22 protein-coding genes and 1 pseudogene are annotated in these 17084 nt (G+C 59.3%); 13 read left to right on the top strand and 10 right to left on the bottom strand.

Annotation, left to right across the window (positions count from 1 at the left end; all coding sequences use genetic code 11):
• Window positions 1-171: 171 nt before the first annotated feature.
• Together ABG80_RS09750 and ABG80_RS09745 are read right to left on the bottom strand one after the other, a co-directional pair.
• Complete coding sequence (locus ABG80_RS09750; protein ID WP_058087517.1) at window positions 172-633, bottom strand: DUF7007 domain-containing protein; 462 nt, start codon at window positions 631-633, stop codon at window positions 172-174.
• 70 nt (window positions 634-703) lie between these two features.
• Entirely contained in the window at window positions 704-1300 is a 597-nt protein-coding gene (locus ABG80_RS09745; RefSeq protein ID WP_058087516.1) for a hypothetical protein, read from the bottom strand.
• A gap of 706 nt (window positions 1301-2006) precedes the next feature.
• Between ABG80_RS09745 and ABG80_RS09740 the strand changes: the two genes are divergently transcribed.
• The 12 genes from ABG80_RS09740 to ABG80_RS09680 all read left to right on the top strand — a co-directional run bounded on the left by ABG80_RS09740 (window position 2007) and on the right by ABG80_RS09680 (window position 11524).
• A complete protein-coding gene (locus ABG80_RS09740) occupies window positions 2007-2687 on the top strand; it encodes a DUF3577 domain-containing protein (RefSeq protein WP_058087515.1) in 681 nt (226 codons plus the stop codon).
• A 75-nt stretch (window positions 2688-2762) separates the two neighbouring features.
• On the top strand, window positions 2763-3134 hold the full coding sequence (locus ABG80_RS09735) for a hypothetical protein (RefSeq protein ID WP_058087514.1): 372 nt from the start codon (window positions 2763-2765) through the stop codon (window positions 3132-3134).
• Window positions 3131-3664, top strand: coding sequence for a hypothetical protein (locus tag ABG80_RS21930; RefSeq protein ID WP_152987557.1), 534 nt, complete (start codon window positions 3131-3133; stop codon window positions 3662-3664). Before ABG80_RS09735 ends, ABG80_RS21930 begins: the two co-directional genes overlap by 4 nt.
• Window positions 3665-3742: 78 nt before the next feature.
• Window positions 3743-4054: a hypothetical protein gene (locus ABG80_RS09720; protein WP_058087511.1), complete on the top strand. Its 312-nt coding sequence runs from the start codon at window positions 3743-3745 to the stop codon at window positions 4052-4054.
• A 134-nt stretch (window positions 4055-4188) separates the two neighbouring features.
• A complete protein-coding gene (locus ABG80_RS21385; protein ID WP_083505978.1) occupies window positions 4189-4827 on the top strand; it encodes a DUF3275 family protein in 639 nt (212 codons plus the stop codon).
• Window positions 4828-5388: 561 nt separating this feature from the next.
• Complete coding sequence (locus ABG80_RS09710; RefSeq protein ID WP_152987556.1) at window positions 5389-6012, top strand: hypothetical protein; 624 nt, start codon at window positions 5389-5391, stop codon at window positions 6010-6012.
• A 74-nt stretch (window positions 6013-6086) separates the two neighbouring features.
• On the top strand, window positions 6087-6383 hold the full coding sequence (locus ABG80_RS09705) for a hypothetical protein (protein ID WP_160322503.1): 297 nt from the start codon (window positions 6087-6089) through the stop codon (window positions 6381-6383).
• Window positions 6384-6386: 3 nt separating this feature from the next.
• A complete protein-coding gene (locus ABG80_RS09700; RefSeq protein ID WP_321166052.1) occupies window positions 6387-7574 on the top strand; it encodes a DUF6094 domain-containing protein in 1188 nt (395 codons plus the stop codon).
• Between the two features lie 136 nt (window positions 7575-7710).
• Window positions 7711-8199: a hypothetical protein gene (locus ABG80_RS09695; RefSeq protein ID WP_058087506.1), complete on the top strand. Its 489-nt coding sequence runs from the start codon at window positions 7711-7713 to the stop codon at window positions 8197-8199.
• Window positions 8200-8289: 90 nt separating this feature from the next.
• A complete protein-coding gene (locus tag ABG80_RS09690; protein ID WP_152987555.1) occupies window positions 8290-8901 on the top strand; it encodes a hypothetical protein in 612 nt (203 codons plus the stop codon).
• A gap of 12 nt (window positions 8902-8913) precedes the next feature.
• Window positions 8914-9156 (top strand): hypothetical protein, encoded by a 243-nt coding sequence (locus ABG80_RS09685; protein ID WP_058087504.1) that lies wholly within the window; start codon window positions 8914-8916, stop codon window positions 9154-9156.
• Window positions 9157-9223: 67 nt separating this feature from the next.
• Entirely contained in the window at window positions 9224-11524 is a 2301-nt protein-coding gene (locus ABG80_RS09680) for an SNF2-related protein (protein ID WP_133611351.1), read from the top strand.
• A 71-nt stretch (window positions 11525-11595) separates the two neighbouring features.
• Here ABG80_RS09680 and ABG80_RS09675 read toward each other — a convergent pair whose 3' ends face one another.
• Together ABG80_RS09675 and ABG80_RS23240 are read right to left on the bottom strand one after the other, a co-directional pair.
• Window positions 11596-11985 carry a hypothetical protein gene (locus ABG80_RS09675; protein WP_133611352.1) on the bottom strand — a complete coding sequence of 130 codons (390 nt, stop codon included), beginning with the start codon at window positions 11983-11985 and terminating at the stop codon, window positions 11596-11598.
• Between the two features lie 65 nt (window positions 11986-12050).
• Window positions 12051-12482: a hypothetical protein gene (locus ABG80_RS23240; protein WP_200964296.1), complete on the bottom strand. Its 432-nt coding sequence runs from the start codon at window positions 12480-12482 to the stop codon at window positions 12051-12053.
• Window positions 12483-12791: 309 nt separating this feature from the next.
• Here ABG80_RS23240 and ABG80_RS09665 point away from each other — a divergent pair, with 309 nt between their 5' ends.
• Window positions 12792-13100: a hypothetical protein gene (locus tag ABG80_RS09665; protein ID WP_133611353.1), complete on the top strand. Its 309-nt coding sequence runs from the start codon at window positions 12792-12794 to the stop codon at window positions 13098-13100.
• Between the two features lie 149 nt (window positions 13101-13249).
• Here the strand turns inward: ABG80_RS09665 and ABG80_RS09660 are convergent, their stop codons facing one another.
• The 6 genes and pseudogenes from ABG80_RS09660 to ABG80_RS21380 form a co-directional block, all read right to left on the bottom strand.
• Window positions 13250-14707 carry a DNA cytosine methyltransferase gene (locus tag ABG80_RS09660; protein ID WP_058087500.1) on the bottom strand — a complete coding sequence of 486 codons (1458 nt, stop codon included), beginning with the start codon at window positions 14705-14707 and terminating at the stop codon, window positions 13250-13252.
• Window positions 14704-14919 (bottom strand): hypothetical protein, encoded by a 216-nt coding sequence (locus tag ABG80_RS21925; protein ID WP_133611354.1) that lies wholly within the window; start codon window positions 14917-14919, stop codon window positions 14704-14706. The genes ABG80_RS09660 and ABG80_RS21925 overlap by 4 nt, the downstream gene beginning before the upstream one ends.
• A gap of 126 nt (window positions 14920-15045) precedes the next feature.
• Window positions 15046-15465: an antirestriction protein gene (locus ABG80_RS09655; RefSeq protein ID WP_058087499.1), complete on the bottom strand. Its 420-nt coding sequence runs from the start codon at window positions 15463-15465 to the stop codon at window positions 15046-15048.
• A 115-nt stretch (window positions 15466-15580) separates the two neighbouring features.
• Window positions 15581-15832, bottom strand: coding sequence for a hypothetical protein (locus ABG80_RS09650; protein WP_235513811.1), 252 nt, complete (start codon window positions 15830-15832; stop codon window positions 15581-15583).
• 246 nt (window positions 15833-16078) lie between these two features.
• The gene (locus tag ABG80_RS09645) at window positions 16079-16360 is read right to left on the bottom strand and encodes a hypothetical protein (RefSeq protein WP_058087497.1); all 282 of its coding nucleotides are present in this window, start codon (window positions 16358-16360) and stop codon (window positions 16079-16081) included.
• Between the two features lie 230 nt (window positions 16361-16590).
• Window positions 16591-16932 (bottom strand): annotated as a pseudogene (locus ABG80_RS21380) (replicative DNA helicase); the annotation flags it as partial.
• Window positions 16933-17084: the final 152 nt, after the last annotated feature.

Here is a 17084-nt window from a genome sequence, read left to right as displayed (position 1 = left end):
TGGGATGGGCCACCTCCCCCAATGGGCTGCTGGCGAGCCCATCAGGGGTTGTGAAAATCGACAGCAGTGCTGCCTACGTAGGGTGTTCCGAGACACCTAAGCTATGAACAAGTCGGCAGAAACAGAAGCGGCGTAACCGCACCGCGAACAACAATCAATGCCGCGTCACATTCATCCCGCTTTGCCCGCTTGGCGCAGCGCATCCGCACCCCGCGTTGCGCGCTCGATGATGAATGAGGCCTCCCGCAAGCTCAGCCAAAGCGACGCAGGCGAGTGATACGACGTGTGCCGTACCGTCTCAACTGCGGCATGGATGTGCTCATCATTGAAAAGACCAGGAAAGCCGATCGCGACGAGGGCCCAGTCGCAGTCCTCCTCAAACCAGCAGGGATTCCCAGTGAACGTCGGAACCGCCTGCAGCTGAGCTGGCATTGCGGCGAGCCGCGTCGAGGAAAGATGAAACCCGCCATGGCTCGGCGTGCTGATCTGGACGACGCCAGGCAGCAGCTCCACGCCATAGTCGGGCTTGCCCCAAGGCGAGTTGAGGCAGAGCAATTCTGCCGCCGTCAGCCCGCGCTTGCATGCGGGCCCAACCTGCAATGAACTGCCTGGGACGATGATGGTCGAACTCATTTTGCTTCTCCGGTGATGGGGAAGCGCCCCGCGGGGATGCGCTCCCCTTGGGGTTTCAACAATGGCTTCGTCAGGCAGTCATGCGGGCAATCCACACGCTTCCGAGGAACGCATGCGCGCCACCCGAGTCCTTGAACTCTGACGACGCCTCAAGGTCCTTGATCAGGTCAGAGCGACCCAACACCTCGCGCACAGCTTCCGTCGTCCACCCCTCTCCGGAGTTAATGACGCGCAGCTCGTGCTTGGCATCCCGTGAGGTGATGCGCAGTGGCAGCAGTTGAGCCTCCACAGGGATCACCATTTGGTCACCAGAGCCAGGTGAGGCCAGGCCAACAAAGTGACCACCAAGCTCCAAATCGGTGTGGTAAGCGACGTGCTTGTTGCCCACGTTCTTCTGCTTGTCGAGCTCGAGGTCCTCGATCATCTGCGCAGGAAGCGTGATGTCGAGACTCTTGAGCTTGTCGAGGAAGTATTCGAGGTTCAGGCATCCAGAACGAAGCTCATGATCCTCGAACGTCGAATAGAGGTAAGGGGACACCTCGTCATCGTCATCATGGGCGATCAGCTTTTCGACATGCATGAAGAACTCATGCAAAGGGCGATCCCATCCCAACTGGATGTGGATTGGCGCACCGTTGTGCAACATGGTCAGGTGATGTTGAGACATTGCTTTCTCCTTGAGGTTGAAGGCACAAGGGAAGGCCACCGCACGGGAGCATTCCCCATGCGGGTTTGAGGGCAAGCCCTCGGATTGAATCGGCAGGCATCAGCCGATGACGAATGTCCTGGCGTGGCCAAGACGGGGGAACGGAGGTGGCCAGTGGCCATGCAGCGCCCAAGACATCGCTCACGCGGCCTGGACAGTAGGTAACTCCACAGGCGGGTAGCCCCGCATGCGCTGCTTCGCAGGAGCCGAGCAGCTGATCACCTCACGGTGATATTCGGCTCGCTACCGGCGAGCCTTCGGTTTGCTCTTGGATTATGGACGCAACTACCTGCACCCATCAATCCCCCCGAAAAAAGAAACCCGCTGGCAAGCCAGCGGGTGTAAGCCTTGGCGCTGTCATCACGACAAGGCACCTGCTCAGGGAGGAAAAGCAGGGGAGGCACGCTTGGTAGCGGCTCCGAAGCGGAGTATAGATGCCGGCCGGTGAATTTGCCCCCCCCTGCATTGACTCTGCAACAATAGCGGTGTAGATTCGGGGCGTTTTCCCTTGGCTTCGGCCCGACGCATGCACGTTACGCATGGCCCTCAAGCTGCTCGGCTCCTGTGAAGCAGCGAAGACCTCCCGGTCTTGGAGTTTTATTGCAACCCTGTTGGGACTCTGATCCCAATAGGGGTGATGGGTCCCTTTTTTATTTGGAGATCCATCATGGCAAACCGCACTTCCAACTCTTCCTCTTCCCGCGCCAATGAAGAAGTGACCTTCTTCGACCTGATCACCACAGGCATTGGCTACCTCAATCGGATTCGCGAAGTTCAACCGAACGACGGCGATCCGTACACCTGCTGCAAGATCAATGCACTCGTCGGCCCCTCCAACAAGGTGGCTTATCGAGAAATCGATCTGCGGGTTGTGGGCACGCAGGCCCTGGACGCGCTCGACATCATCGACCAGGCCATCCCGAACAAGGATGCCAAGGTGATCGTCTGCTTCCGTATGGGCGATGCAAAGCCCGACTCCTATGTGATCCAAGCCGACGACGGTCGAGGCAATCAGCGTCCCAAGACGCGGTACTGCCTCAAAGGTCGTTTGCTCAAGATCACGTCCTGCAAGATCGATGGCCAAGCCATTGACCTGCCCGGCCTCGATGATGACCAGAATGACCAGGACCACTCTGGCCACGACGATCATCACGACGGACAGCCCTTCGGTGATGAAGCCGACCAGCAGCAATCTCAGCCGCCACAGGATGCTCGCAGCTCCGGTTCCCGCCAACGCGACGAACCTCAGCAACAGCAACAGCAGCGCACGAGCCAACAAGCTCGTCGCCCTGCTCCGGCCCAGCGCAACGCACCGACCTCGCGTCGTCCCGCCCGCGCCGCAGCCTAAGCCTTATTCGGCCCCATAGAAACCCAAGCGAGCTTCGGCTCCTTGGGTTTTTCTTCTTTTGAGGACCCATTCATCATGAAAACCATCGGAACTGTGGACACGCCCTATGGCAAGGCGGATATCAACATCGGACGCTACCCCCAAGGTGGCGCGATCTTCGTCCAGCTGATCAGTTGTGCCGGCGACGACGAGGACGACTTTCCAGGCCCACTGGCGACCTTCTCGGTCAATCTGAAGTCCTACGGCTGCAACGTCAGCGATGACGAGTTCAACGTCAAGAACTGGAGTGAGAACGAGTGCTTTGTTGAACCGATGCTCGCCAGCGGTTTGTTCGAAGACACCGGTCGCACGTGCCTCTCAGGTTACGTTGTTTCCCCCATCTGGCGTCTGCGCGATCCGGCACACGTGCCTGAATCGCTTCGGCGCAAGAAGGGGGGTGTAGCATGAGCCAACCGATCAGCTTCGAAGGCATCAGAAGCGACCTCTGCAGGAGCTTGGCCATCATGACCCGCTTGGATCATCAGGCTGGCCACCGCTCATCTGAGACCGCACTTGGCTTGGTCGGCCCCCATGCAACCGCGTGGATTGACCAAGTAGCCCGCCAACTTCTCAACCGCCAGCTTATGCATCCCGACTCTTCCGACGCACATGCACTGATCGAGCAAGCAACGCATGCTGCCCTCGATGCCGGGGCCAAAGTCATTCAGGATCGCCTCGGCATCCAGAATGGCGATTTGGCTGGAATGCACTTCACCGGCAAGGTTCATGACGTCGCACGAGATCTCTTCACCACCTACTTGCTTGCAGAGCTGAAGTCGCTCAACGACACCCGCGCATTTGCGTTCAATGGCCAGATCAGCAGCATGTTCGACATGCTGCTGGCCAATGAGCACGACGCCGGATTTGTTGAATGGGTGCTCAAGGCAGAGATCGGCGATGAGTTCCAAGGCTGTCGCTGCATCGACTCAACCACCTGATTCTCAGCACCACCGAGGTTTCCCTCGGTGGTGTCGAGTTTTCCAGTGCAAGCCATCAACTGATCAGAACGCTCTTCATTGCGCATTCAGATACTCAAGCCGAGCGGGAGGTCGCTACAATGGCTGCATCTTGATTTTCACGAGCAGGCCCGCTGCCTGTTGGTGAAAGTCAAAGGTTTGTTCCCGTTGGTGCTCATCGGCAAAAGCACCGCCCGGTTTGCTCGTTCCATCAAAACGAGCGCCCTAAACATCGTCCGGCTTCTGAAAGACGATGGTTCAGGTTCGCCTGATCTGAAGTTTCATCGATTGCATCAGAACTCCCTCTTTGCTGGCATAGCCCTCTCAAACTACGCCGGCTTTGACAGTACCTGTGCGGTCCTACTGCCCTGATCTGAACCATCAGGGTCACCTCGAAGCATGACAAAGCGCCGCTCACGCGGCGCCTTGTTCACCCTTCTCACCCGCCGCGGATCCTGCTGTCCGCCGCGGCCAGTGTGGCTCCGCGCATCTCATGGAGTCCACGCATGAAGAAGCCATCATCGACGGCTGATTTTTCCATTTGCCTGCCAGGAACGCTAACGGTCAAGAAGCACGCCGGGACCTACCGGACCTTCACGGTCGGAGAACTGGTCACCCCGCTTGCTGACTTCAAAGTCATCGACAAGTGGGTCGAGCAGCTCGACGCCGGAACTTACGAAGGCGACTTTTGGATATCGAGGCTTGAGCCCACGTCCAGAAACTGGCGCACCAGGGTGTTCATCGAGATCCAGGCCCGCGTCCTCGACTATCGGCTCAAAGAGGCTGAAGAGCCCACCAGCAGCGATGGCGCCACGTTCCCTGAGCGAGATCCGCTGGAAGATGAAACCCCGCCGCCGGCGCGCACCGAAGTAGCCTCCAAGCGCCCGGCCAACGCTCGAGCTGCAGGCGCTTCAGGCCCACGCAACCGCCGCCAGCAAGCTGGACGGAAGGACGATCGACTGGAGCAGCTCATTGACCTGTTCGGCGCCGAAACTGCCGAGCTCATTTCTGCCGGCACAGAACCCGTCAAACTGGACTCGACGGTCGATCGCCAGCTGCTGAGGCAGCAGATTCATTTCTTGCGCGAGGACCTTCGCTACACCTTGGACCTTGCCAATCAGCACTGGCAGCCACCTCAGAAGTAACGCTCTGATGATCCACCAGCCCGTTTCAGCGGGCTATTGCGAGTCGGCCAACACCGCCTGGCAATAGCCCACTGAGAGCTCACGCTCAAGGCGGGGTATCTTTGCAAGGGTGACCATGGCCTCGAACGTGGTGCCGTCTAGCCTGCGGGCAGTCAATGGGTGAATGGGTAGTGCTCTGGTCTGCAAATCGAGCACGCTGCAAGCGAGTCTATGGGATGGACTACGTCAGTTATGCAGACAACACCTCCAAGCCCGGACCTGGCGTCATTTGCACGCCGGGTTCTTCAAGCATCTGCCAAGTTGGTTGCTTGAAGAACCTGGTTGACAGGAACAGGCGAAACGCCACAAGTACCCCTTGAGCTGAACGCCGCACGCTGCTACAACAACAGGAGTTCCACAGCCTGGACGACTAATCGTCCCGACCGATGCACGTTACGCATCGCCCTAGCTGCTCGGCTCCTGAGAAGCAGCAAAGACCTCGGTCTTGGAGTTTCATTGCAACCCTATGGGGATCCAATCCCCATGGCGGGTAGTGGGTCCCCTTTTCTTTTGGAGATCCACATGTCTACTCGTCGTCACCCCAAGGCTCAAGGTTCCATCGCTGACCAGCTGCAACCCGTCAAGGATGCACTGGCACAAGGTGGCCACAGCGCCAACGACCACCAGGCCGATGCCGCCGAACTGGTCTTCCCCACCTTGCTGTCTGTCGAGGAAATCCACGTGCCTGGTGACGCTCCGTCACCAGCCACCGAGATGACCCCGCTGCAGCTGCGCTCGAACAACGCCCACTGGGTTGAGTTCGAGCAGCTGATCGAGCGCGGTGAATACGCCGCAGCTGCGACGGTCGTCGACTTCCTCGACTCCGATGCGGAACTCAAGGCTTCGCTCACCGGCTTGTATGTGAAAGCTCAGATCGTGATCAAACGCGGTCAGATCGAATTCGCACAAGCCCAGAGCAATGCCGAGAAAGCTGCTGAAGAGAAAGCGCAAGCCGCCGATCAGTTGGTCGTTCAACGACAAGCTGAACAGCGTCGGCAAGAGGCTCGGCAACTGCAAGCAGCACGGCAGCGCTCCCTCGCGTACTGGCTTGGTCGTGGCGTTGCCGCGATGAAGCAGAACCCGAACGTGGCAGGCCCAGGCTTCGCTGCGGTCGCCTTGCTGGTCCTCAGCAAACTGGGCTCCTGAGCCTTTCCTTGGCCCCTGACGCATACGCGTCAGGGCCTTCCCTCTTTCAGATAATCAACCACCATATGAACACCATGGGACAGCACACTCACGTCGTTGATCTGGGCTCTGAATATCAGAACGCCATGATGACCCTCATGACTGCCACCGTTCAGTTTCAGAAGCTCGTCGAAGCCATCGCCATCAGCGACGCCACGATCGAGCTGAAGGCAAAGCTGAACGATCTGATCGACCGGATGGCCAAGATCCTGGTCCTGCCCGTCGACCTCGCCGAAGACGTCCTCCGAGGCACCGTCAACACGACACTCGAAGGCTCAGTCCTTCAGCTTCACTTCACGCCGGAGCAGTTTGACCGGATGAAGATGCACTGACCTATGGCCGACGTAAGTCGGCCATTCCTTCTACCCTGCGGGCACCTTCCCGCGGGAAGTGCCCGCATCCTTCCCAGGACCGCCATGGCACTGATATTTCCTCGTGTGGCTCACAACCACATCAAGCAAGGCTACTACCCCACGGACCTTGCAACGCTATCCACGATCTGCTCCCGAATTGACACCGACGCCGGCGCCATCCGGAGCTGCGATCCATGCTGCGGCGAAGGCGCTGCGATGCTCCACCTGATCGACCACCTGAGCCGGAACGGCACGAAGGTAGAGGCCTGTTGCATCGAGATCGATCAAGATCGCTCCGATCAAGCGCAGCATGTTCTCTCGCCGTTCGGCGCTACGGTGGTTCATGCGGACATGGCCGACGTGCTCGCGCCCCGTGGTTCGTTCAATCTCCTGTTCCTCAACCCACCCTACGGCGACACCATGAACACCGCCGAGGCGTTCCAACGAGGTAACAGTGATCGTCATGAGAAGCTCTTTTGCCGGCAGTGGTTTCAGACGCTGCAGGTGGGAGGCATTCTGATCCTCGTCGTGCCGTTCTATGTGCTCGATGAAGAGCTGTCGACCCTGATCGCACGCAACTTTGACCGGCTATCGGTTCGAAAGGCACCTGAGCAGGCATTCAGACAAGCCGTGATCATCGGTGTCAAACGACGCCCTGCTCATCCTCCCGCAGAACTGGTTCGCCAGATGGTGGGCTTCGCGGCTGGCCAACAAGAGGCCATTGAGCTCGACGACACGGGCGTCTACCTGGTGCCCGAGATCCCCGAGCTTGAGTTCTCCTTCACCTTGGTGAGACTCGATCCCAGGCAGCTCGGGCAAGAAATTGCCGGCCGCATGGCGAACTCGACGCTGTGGCCACGCTACAGGCAGATCTTCCGGTCCGGCCAGATCCAGGCGCACCGGCGCCCTCTGTGCCCCCTGTCTCAATGGCACCTTGCCCTGGCCCTTGCGGCTGGGCAGATCTCCGGCCTGGTCTCATGCGACAGCCGCATCCTGCTGGTCAAAGGCGCCACGTTCAAGCGCAAAGAGATTTCGCGCGAGTTCGACCATCGCCCTGACGGTTCGGTCCTGCAAACCACCGTCGCGATCGACAGGTTCGTCCCGGTCATCAAGGCCATCGACCTGACCCCGCACACGCCGCTTTTCGGATCCATCCTGACGATCCGCTAACGACCACGCCTGGCCAGCCAGGCGCAGAACGACCGCAGAGCGTTGCCTGCAGTCACACCTCATTCCAACCCGCCGGGTGGCAACACCCGCATTGGGTCTGCCCATGGCGTTCTTCCACTTCACAAAAGGATAGGCAATGCCATCGTCAGATCCCCAAACCCATGAGAAGGCCGAAAGGAAAGGCCATCCGGCCGCCACGGCCGAGCAACTGCTCGCTGCGATGCTCCCGTATGGCTTTCGCGACCTGGTCGACCAGACCTTTGTGTCGCCCATGAGGCACCAGTCGGAGGGGCTGTTCGTCCCCGAGCTGCTGCGCGCAGTGATCACCCCAGATCAGATTCGACGCCTGTTCACGCTTTGGGCCTGCCTGAAGCTGTCTGGCGGACATGAGATCCATGAGTGGCATCTCACGACCTTCGAGTTCGTTTCTTCCCCCGAAGAGGGAGAGGACTACGCAGTCATCAGGCAAATGACACGGGCTGCGGAAAACGACTTCACCGGCCTGCACGCATGTGTGTTTCCTGATGGTGATGTCGGCTTCTACGTCACCCACATCTCTTCTGGACCAGTCTTCGCCTCTTCGGTGATGAGCCTGACCCAGTTTGGAAATCTCGGCAACCGCTGAGCAACCCAGCGCCCACCTCCTTCCGGTGGGCGCCTCTACCTGGAGCAACAACATATGGACGTAACCACATGTGACCAGCAAGGCGACATCATGATCGACGCCATAGGGCGTGACTTGAATGGCCAGCTGGTCTTCCTCAGCATCTACGGCCGCGATGGCTCTGTGCAGCAGTTGCTCAGCCGCATGCAACTGAGCCAGCACGCAGACAGCGTCACCAAGGTGACCACGACATTCCCCGGCCGACCAAGCAAGTTCGAAGCACTGGTAGGAGACCCTCGGCGTTTGCAGAAGATCACCTGCAGGTTGCCAAAGCAATGCCTTTTTGGTCCCCTCGTTCACGGCTGGATCTTCGACCCAGAGCTCACAACGCCAGACCGAGTCAACGGTCGAGGCTGGTTGACCTTCGACGCAGGTCACACCCCACAAATGCGCGAGGGTGCGACGTGGTCCTTGGTCAAGCACTTATCGCCAATTCCGCTGCTGGATGAATGGAAGGACTTTGTTCTCACCACCCTCCGCGAAACGCTGGTTGACGAAGAAGCAGGCCATCGATGCCTGTCCCGAACGCCAAGCATCGGACCCATTGAGCTCTCGCTGATCCAGCTCCCCTCCTCTTTCGAGACGCTGATCAGCGAATCGATTCGCAATGGGAAGTTGTTCGCGCCTACCGCAGCCGCTGAAACGGCCCGATTCTTGACCTGAGGAGGATGGCCGATGGCAGATCAACCTTGGTGGGAACCACCACCTCAGCTGCAATGGGAGGTCTACCCTGTCGACAAGAAGGGCAAGGCTTGCGGCAGCCCAGTCTACGTGCGTGCCGTCAATGAACAGCGTGCATTGGCCTGTGGCAAATACTGGCGCCGAGTCTTGTCGCTCAAGGGCGGCAAGAAGATCGTCGCCAGACGCTATTACCCAGAACGCGATCCGAGCATGAGCGCCTGGATCAAGAAAACCTGATCCTTTTCAATTTCACCCCATGGGGCCACGCCCCTGGGGACGGTGGCCCCACTTTCTTGGAGTCACCATGGAAACAGAAGCCATTCAGGCAGAAATCACCGACACCCAGCCGGAGCTCACCCTGAGCCTGCCGGACTTCATCGCCTCGTTCGGCACCGGCCTGCTGCAGGCCGTGCAAGCCCAGAACGCCCCGGTCTACAACAAGGACCCTCACCCCGATCGCGCTCTCGTGATGGAGCAGCTGCTGCGAACTCCGTTCGTCGAGCAGCAGCACGTCGTGCAGGCCTGCGCCAGGTTGCTCGTCGACGTCGGAGAACGCGCCTGCATCATCAATGGAGAGATGGGCACGGGCAAGACGATCATGGCCATCGCATTGGCGGCCGTGCTAAGCACAGCAGGCCTCAACCGCAACCTGGTGGTTTGCCCGCCCCACCTCGTCTACAAGTGGCGCCGAGAAATCAAGCAGACGGTTCCGGGAGCTGCGGTTTGGATCCTGAACGGGCCCGACACGCTCCGCAAGCTGCTGTTGCTGCGCGCCATGCAGGAGCGGCCGACCGCTCCAACATTCTTCATCATGGGGCGTGTCCGCATGCGCATGGGCTTCAATTGGAAGCCCAGCTTCACCCTCCGCACCGTGTGCGAGCGCACCGAGGCAGGCGATTTCTCCGCACAGCGGGTTGCAGCCTGCCCTCGATGCGGCCAACCTATCCACGGCGACGACCCAGAGGGCCTGCCAAGGCCTCTGAGCCCGGTGGAAGCGATGGAGGTACTCAACGTCCACCAAACGGCCTGCAAGGCCTGCGGAGAGGCCTTGTGGACCCTCTATCGCAATGGCCCGACCAGGTCCAAGGAGGAAGTGATGACCGAAGCCTTGAAGCAGATCCCCACGATCGGCGACAAGACAGCGGCCAAGCTACTCAAGATCTTCGGCTCCGATCGCATCGGCAGCATGCTCGAGGACAACGTCCACGAGTTCATCAACTTGATGGACGAGGACGGTGACCTGGTCTTCACAGACCGGCAAGCCAGACGGATGGAACGCGCCATGGCCAACAAGGAGTTCAGCTTCGGCACCGGCGGCTATCAACCCAGCGAGTTCATCAAGCGCTACCTTCCAAAAGGGTTCTTCGAGACGGTCATCGCCGACGAAGGGCACGAGTTCAAGAACGAAGGTTCCGCCCAGGGGCAAGCCTTTGGCGTGATCGCCAGTCAGTGCCGCAAGGCGATCTTGCTGACCGGCACGCTGATGGGCGGCTACGCCGATGACCTCTTCTATTTGCTCTGGCGCTTGAACCCTCAACTGATGATCGATGACGGGTTCACCGCCCGAGACGGATCGCTCACCTCGGCCAGCATGGCCTACATGCGAGAACACGGCGTGCTCAAGGACATCTACAAGGAGTCCTCCGGCGTCGATGGGCAGCGCGCCCACAGGACTGCGAAGGGCAAGACCAAGACCACCCACCGGGTGGCCAAGGCGCCCGGATTCAGTCCGGTCGGCATCATGCGCTACGTCCTTCCGCTGACCGCATTCCTGCGGCTCAAGGACATCGGTGGAAACATCCTGCCTCCCTACAAAGAGGAGATGGTTCCCATCGCCATGACGGACGACCAGGCTGCCGCTTACGCTCATCTGGCGGGGCGTCTGCAAGAGGAGCTTGCCCAGGCCATGCGTTGCGGTGACAAAACGCTGATGGGCGTGGTTCTAAATGTGTTGCTGGCCTGGCCAGACTGCGCGTTCCGGTCAGAGCTGGTCTACCACCCTCGCACCAGGGCGCTGCTGGCCAGCGCACCGCAGATCTTTGTTGATGAGCATGAGCTCAGCCCCAAGGAGGAGCGGCTGGTCAGCCTCTGCAAGGAGGCCAAGGCACGTGGACGCAGGGTGCTGGTCTACACCACCTACACAGGTGTCCGAGATACCACTTCTCGCCTGAGAAGCATCTTGGAGCTCCAGGGCTTCAAAGTCGCCGTTCTTCGCGCTGCCGTCGATGCGGCAGAGCGCGAAGACTGGATTCTTGAGAAGGTTGACCAGGGCGTCGAGGTGATCATCACCAACCCCGAACTCGTGAAAACCGGCCTGGATCTGATGGAGTTCCCAACCATCGTGTTCCTTCAATCCGGCTACAACGTCTACACACTGCAGCAGGCCGCCAGGCGCTCATGGCGCATCGGCCAACGCTGTGATGTGGAGGTGTACTTTCTTGGATTCCTGGGCACAGCACAGATCAGCTGCCTGCAGCTCATGGCCACCAAGATCGCCGTTTCTCAGTCCACGTCGGGCGAGATGCCCGAAACGGGGCTAGACGTCCTCAATGAGGGAGGTGACAGCATCGAGGTAGAACTTGCGCGCCAGCTACTGGCCGCATAACAAAAGGGCCAACCGCAAGGTTGGCCCTTTTTCTTCATACAACGCTCCGATCTCAATGAGAGCGAGGGCGCTTATAGGTTACCCGCGAGGATGCTTTGGAACGTCCCCCGAAGCCGAGTCAAGGTTGCATTCTCGGACCCCGCCGGGAGCAGGTGCAGTAAGGCCAACAGGTTCTCAGCAATGCCTTCACCGGTCACCGGATACACAGGGTTGGCAATAGCGAACATTTGGGCATCCGAAATGCGCTTGGCCAATGGGACAACGTCAAACCCAGACAACCCGCCCCCAGGAAGATTTCGCCGGAAGTCGGTGTCATATGCATCGCTGATGGTTGCTAACGGGACCAGCTCCGAGAAGGCGCCAAGCATGGCCAAGTAGTTCGCTTGCGTGATCGCTGCGTTGGGATTCTTTGCGTTGCGATAAGCATCTCTAACGTCTGTCAGTGTCTGATTCCAACTCATGTTCCATTTCCTTGGGTCAGGTGGCTGCGCAGGTCAGGCGGCTTAGGCTGCGCGTTGCGCCGTGGTCATCCACGCAGATGGACATTAAGTGCATTGCGCATGTACTGGACCGGCTCAGGCATTGGATGAGCCTTGCCCGGCTTTGTCTTGCGCTCGTGCTTCTGGTACTCACGCACGACGTTTGCCCATTCCTTTGGGTACGCGGCTTGAAATGCTTCGAGGAAGGCCTCGAAGCTGAACCCAACGGGAAGGCTACTCACCACCGCAGCAACTTTCTCAGCTTTCTTGACGATCACAGCCATCTCGATCCTCTCGCCGTTCTGTTCAGGCAGTCGTGTCATCCTGCCTGTGCCACTCGGCAACGCCTTTTCAACCTCATCGGCCGGCATGCGAATCACGCTCGTTTCGCGTGCTCGCTGCGGCCTAAGCTCGCCTTCGTTGCCTTGAGGCTTGAACCGCAGCAACAACTCGCTCAATACCTTCGCTGGCAACGCCATCGCCTTCCTTGACCAGGAAGTCGTAGGTCTCCTGCACAAGGGTAACGGACGTGCGCTTTGCAAATGCCGCCCCGCCTTTTCGTCGTCGTCCGCGAGTTTCCCCGCCGCTCGGCTTCTCCGCCTCGTTGGCCACGGCTTTCCGCGCCGCAGACTTTCGCGCGGCAGGCTCCTTGGCGGGCAGGTCTTTGTGCGTCATACGGCCTAATTCATGGAAAACAATTTAGTACGATTAAATTCTATACCGGAGGGTGCCCGCGGATCTAGAACTGCCGCAAAATGCTGCTCACATCAATTCTCAAGGAGCAGACGATGAACACGGTTGCCAAGGCACGCAAAGAAGTGATGCTCATGGGCATGGTTCTGACGTTGATCGGCTCGGCCTGCGCCGCGACGGCCGCCATGGGGGTCATCAACGCCTTTCACGGAGATACCATCCGGGCCCTGACCTCCCTCTTGCTACCAGTTTTCTTGGGCTATTGGGCGTTTGTGAGCAAGCGGGATCAGGGGAGCATTGACACCATGGTGCCCGTCTACGCATGCGTATGGCTGATGGGCCTACCGCTCGGCTTGGCTGTGCATATGGGGCGTACCCTCTTGACGGCCTCCGGCCTTTCTTGATGCGGTGGTACTGGCGGCTGGCCAGGCCTCGCTGGTCGCGTTGATTGCCAGCCCTGCGGTGCGACGGGACTCGACGCGGCTAACGAACATGGCGCTGCGCAAGACTAAATGGAAAAAGGCCGGACAGTGTCCGGCCTTTTCGTTTCAAGTCATCCCGTCACAGCCCTTGCTGGTGATCGGTTGACCCCTGGTCTGAGATCAAACGCATGACGCGCATTTGAACGAGCGTCCTTGGCCCAGTCTTTCAGCGCACCGGCGAGAACCTCGAAGAGCCAGGCTACTGGCTCAACCGCAATGGACTGTCCCAGCGCCTGATGGCCCGCCGTGAACGAAAGCCCATCAACCAGGTGCTCTGGCACACCCTTGAACCTCGCATGCTCTGCCACAGTGAATTGGCGTCGCAGTTCTGGTTTGGATGGGTGCTGCAGGAGCGGATCTGTCGATCCCGCCTTCTGGTAGCCTTTCCGAAGCGTAGGAACCTCTATGGAGTGAGCTTCAACGACCTGAGGGCTGAAGCCATTCCCAACCAGGGCATCACGATCAGCCTTCTCACCGATGTAGGCGAATGATCGCCAGCTCGGGTCGTCCAGCGGCACAGGATCCAACAGCTCCCCCACGTAGCGCGCCGGCGGACGGAACCGCTGCAGATGAAGCTCCAAGGCATGTTGCACATCCAACTCGATGCCGCATGTAACTGCGACCAAGAACCACCTTGTCCGTCCTTCCATCGCGCCAAAGGCCGTGGCCTCGAGCACGACTTCGTGGACGTCGTAAGCCATGTCTCTCAACATTAACCTCAGGATGGCAGCGCTCGCTTCGTTGGCGTAGCTCGTGACGTTCTCCAGCATGAATGCAATCGGCTGGCAGCTTTGTACCACCCCAATTGCAGGCGCCACCAGGTGCCCCACCTCGGGATGATCTTCCATGCACCCAAGTCGACGCTTTGCCTTTCCGGCCCGGCTTGCACCGGAACATGGCAAGCCAGCTTCGACCAGGTCGACCAAGCCGATACGCCTAAGCAATGCCCCATCCTGCACAACCTCCTGCAAGGGGGCCGCAATGCCCATCGTTTCCTGTGACCAGGCGTCATTCCTTTCGCACGCTTGGTCAATCCAGCGCGCGTCGAGCTCGACGGCGGCCACAAGCCTGAGCGCCATACCTTTCCGAGCAAAGCCAAGGTGAGCCGCTTTGGCCATGACACCGATCCCATGAGCAAGGCTGGCAGAGCTAATCCAGCCCTGGGCCTCACACGTCAGCAAGCGCCGCAGGCGGGCGATCCTGGCCAACTCGCTGGCAAGCGGGCTGATCAGCACACGATCCGCATAGAGCTCGATCCGCACGGCCATGCCGGCCGGGAACGAGCGCAGCACCTCTCTGCCATTGATGTCTATGACCGATTCCTCGGCGTCCGCTCTCTTGCGAGAACTGGTCTTGCGCTCACCGCCAGAAGCCAGCACGAGCTCGATGCAGCAACGCTGCACGTCGAGCTGAAGATCGAATCTTGAGCCGGGTCGGAACCCTGTGGCGCGCAGCAGCGGACCGTCGAGGAAAATCCGTGGAGCACCGCGATTCAGCCCCACAGATCGGACCAGATAGTGAAGCATCATGGCTGCGCTCCTTGACGATTGGCGGCGCGCCGGTCGCGCTCCAAAATTCGGCTAAGCCGCCGCTGAAAATCGTCATCCGACAGCGTGCCTTGCTGCCTCTGCAACTCCATGTCGTTGACGACATCTTGCAGATGCGCCGGAACCTCGGCTTGCTCGGGTATCGATGTCGACCTGGTTGAATCACCCACGCGAACGTCTCGACGGTTGGTCATGTTGAGTTCCTCATGAAAGAGGCGCCCCCTCTGGCATTGGCCAGTGAGGACGCCTGAAGTTGACGCAGCCACGATGGGCCACAGTGCGAGATAGCGGCCCGGGCCTCTGCCCGAGAACGCCTAGCTTTAATCGGTGGCCAGGTAAATTTGGGAGCCTTCCGGGTGTACGACGAGTACCTCACGCAACTTGTGATAGTTCTCCGCGCAGGTATCCGTTCGATCGTGGAAGCTCATCTCGCTCAATGCACATAGCGTCACGATGATTCCGGCTGCATGAGCGCTGACGCGCCCCTCGTACCCGTTGCCGTGCCACTTCAGTTCAAAGTTCTCGGCACCTGTTGGCACCATGTAAACGGCCCCATTAGCCAGCTCGTAGTAGTCCCAGAAGCCGCCGCCGTAGGCGCTACACATCGCGCTCATGAAGTTGTAGACGGCGTGCTCTCCTCTGATCATGAGACGCTCACCAAACAGCTTGGGGAGCATGGCAAGTCGACGCTCCTCAGGGACGTGCGTGGCATGCCACGCTTCTGGGTTCAGTGTGGCCATGGGCTGGCCTTGTTCAACGGTATCTTGCATATTGGCCTCAGAAATGAAAAAAGGCCGTGCGACGGGCCAGAGGCTCCGGTCGCAACGACCTTGGGTTTTAAGGATGCGGTTGGACTTACCGCAGGGTGGTCTCGCCAGGCAAGCCTGGTCGGCCCGTTTTCCGAACGTAGTTCACGGCGATCAGCGCCTCGTACTCCATCAACGGCTCCAGCAGCACGAACTGGTCGTACATGCGCTCGCGCAGACGATCTCCCTTCCGTCCTTCCGGGCGGATGAAATCAAGGCGAGCTTGGAAGTTTCGGTACACCCATCGATCAGGAATGACCGCCACATGCGAGCACACGAAGTGCGTCACACGCATGGACATGGGCGAGCCTTTAATGAGGGAGCTGTCGACGCTGAAAATAGCCCCGTTGTGGTTCTCGAGGAGAGGCTCATCGAGACGGGACGTGCCGTAGCAGACTGCGTAGTAAATCCTGTCGCGGATCTCGAATGAATCCACGAACAAGCAGTAATGCGGGTGAGGACCCGGCCTGCTAGGGCGATCGACGTAGGGAAACGAACATCTGAGAACCGACCCACGAACAAAGTTCGTGGCGGCCATCGCAGGACCTTAGCTACTGGAGCCTGCGATAGGCTTCGCACCACCGAAAGGCGTGAGTGCGATCTTCGCGGTACGAGCGCGGGCTGCCAGACGTTCTTCGAGCTTGGCAGCCAGGCCGTCGAGCGCGCTCATGGGCACAGAAGTATCCACGATACCGGTCACACCATCTGGCGTGCGGAACACACGAACCTCTTTGTCGCCTTGGCGAATGATCTTATCCATGAACAGATAGTACCTTCGTATGACCTGCCTTGCCAACTGCACAAGGTATTTGATCAGGATGATAGACATGGGATCTCCAATAAAAACGGAGCCCGCACGTGACCCCTGAGGGGCGTGACGAGCCCCAGGGGGTTGATGAAACTTCAAATACCGCAAGCGGTACCCATGGTTTTTCAGAAGCCAAACCATGTGCAAGGCGCTGCGTGACGTGCAGCGAACGAGCTGATTAACCTCAGCCGGTGGATTTCGCATTAGTCTACAGAAAGACGCCCTCACAAGGAAGGCGGCTCAAAGGGCACTCAGATCGTCTGCAAATTCACAAACTTGGTCTGAGGTTTGAGGAATCCTAGCTTGACCGTTCCGACAGGACCGTTGCGTTGCTTTGCAAGAATGATCTCTGCAACCCCGGGCTCGCTCGATTCCTTGTTGTAGTAGTCGTCGCGGTAAATGAACATGATGACGTCGGCATCCTGCTCGATGGCCCCCGACTCTCGCAGGTCAGACATCATCGGGCGCTTGTCAGGGCGGCTCTCCACTGCACGGTTGAGTTGTGAGAGCGCGATGACAGGGCATTGAAGCTCTTTCGCAAGCGCTTTCAGTCCTCGCGACACCTCGCCCAACATGGTCGCCCGGTTCTCTTGCGCAGCCCCACCACTTGCCGTAATAGTCCGACGCGCACCCTCTTGTCACGACCGGCCGCTAGGCTTTAGACATCCAACACGTGGCGAAGCGCTGCAAACGGCAGGCGCCATGATTCGGTGCCGCAATCGACAGTTGCCGTGCGTTGGTTGAT

Source organism: Aquabacterium parvum, from assembly GCF_001447195.1.
GTDB classification, from domain to species: domain Bacteria; phylum Pseudomonadota; class Gammaproteobacteria; order Burkholderiales; family Burkholderiaceae_C; genus Aquabacterium; species Aquabacterium parvum.
This window is presented reverse-complemented; position numbering and strand designations above follow the sequence as displayed.

What these genes read in the sequence shown, in the direction of transcription:
- ABG80_RS09750 (WP_058087517.1), bottom strand. Translation starts at nt 633, where the DNA reads ATGAGTTCGACCATCATCGTCCCAGGCAGTTCATTGCAGGTTGGGCCC.
- ABG80_RS09745 (WP_058087516.1), bottom strand. Translation starts at nt 1,300, where the DNA reads ATGTCTCAACATCACCTGACCATGTTGCACAACGGTGCGCCAATCCAC.
- ABG80_RS09740 (WP_058087515.1), top strand. Translation starts at nt 2,007, where the DNA reads ATGGCAAACCGCACTTCCAACTCTTCCTCTTCCCGCGCCAATGAAGAA.
- ABG80_RS09735 (WP_058087514.1), top strand. Translation starts at nt 2,763, where the DNA reads ATGAAAACCATCGGAACTGTGGACACGCCCTATGGCAAGGCGGATATC.
- ABG80_RS21930 (WP_152987557.1), top strand. Translation starts at nt 3,131, where the DNA reads ATGAGCCAACCGATCAGCTTCGAAGGCATCAGAAGCGACCTCTGCAGG.
- ABG80_RS21385 (WP_083505978.1), top strand. Translation starts at nt 4,189, where the DNA reads ATGAAGAAGCCATCATCGACGGCTGATTTTTCCATTTGCCTGCCAGGA.
- ABG80_RS09710 (WP_152987556.1), top strand. Translation starts at nt 5,389, where the DNA reads ATGTCTACTCGTCGTCACCCCAAGGCTCAAGGTTCCATCGCTGACCAG.
- ABG80_RS09705 (WP_160322503.1), top strand. Translation starts at nt 6,087, where the DNA reads ATGGGACAGCACACTCACGTCGTTGATCTGGGCTCTGAATATCAGAAC.
- ABG80_RS09700 (WP_321166052.1), top strand. Translation starts at nt 6,387, where the DNA reads ATGGCCGACGTAAGTCGGCCATTCCTTCTACCCTGCGGGCACCTTCCC.
- ABG80_RS09695 (WP_058087506.1), top strand. Translation starts at nt 7,711, where the DNA reads ATGCCATCGTCAGATCCCCAAACCCATGAGAAGGCCGAAAGGAAAGGC.
- ABG80_RS09690 (WP_152987555.1), top strand. Translation starts at nt 8,290, where the DNA reads ATGATCGACGCCATAGGGCGTGACTTGAATGGCCAGCTGGTCTTCCTC.
- ABG80_RS09685 (WP_058087504.1), top strand. Translation starts at nt 8,914, where the DNA reads ATGGCAGATCAACCTTGGTGGGAACCACCACCTCAGCTGCAATGGGAG.
- ABG80_RS09680 (WP_133611351.1), top strand. Translation starts at nt 9,224, where the DNA reads ATGGAAACAGAAGCCATTCAGGCAGAAATCACCGACACCCAGCCGGAG.
- ABG80_RS09675 (WP_133611352.1), bottom strand. Translation starts at nt 11,985, where the DNA reads ATGAGTTGGAATCAGACACTGACAGACGTTAGAGATGCTTATCGCAAC.
- ABG80_RS23240 (WP_200964296.1), bottom strand. Translation starts at nt 12,482, where the DNA reads ATGGCGTTGCCAGCGAAGGTATTGAGCGAGTTGTTGCTGCGGTTCAAG.
- ABG80_RS09665 (WP_133611353.1), top strand. Translation starts at nt 12,792, where the DNA reads ATGAACACGGTTGCCAAGGCACGCAAAGAAGTGATGCTCATGGGCATG.
- ABG80_RS09660 (WP_058087500.1), bottom strand. Translation starts at nt 14,707, where the DNA reads ATGATGCTTCACTATCTGGTCCGATCTGTGGGGCTGAATCGCGGTGCT.
- ABG80_RS21925 (WP_133611354.1), bottom strand. Translation starts at nt 14,919, where the DNA reads ATGACCAACCGTCGAGACGTTCGCGTGGGTGATTCAACCAGGTCGACA.
- ABG80_RS09655 (WP_058087499.1), bottom strand. Translation starts at nt 15,465, where the DNA reads ATGGCCACACTGAACCCAGAAGCGTGGCATGCCACGCACGTCCCTGAG.
- ABG80_RS09650 (WP_235513811.1), bottom strand. Translation starts at nt 15,832, where the DNA reads ATGTCCATGCGTGTGACGCACTTCGTGTGCTCGCATGTGGCGGTCATT.
- ABG80_RS09645 (WP_058087497.1), bottom strand. Translation starts at nt 16,360, where the DNA reads ATGTCTATCATCCTGATCAAATACCTTGTGCAGTTGGCAAGGCAGGTC.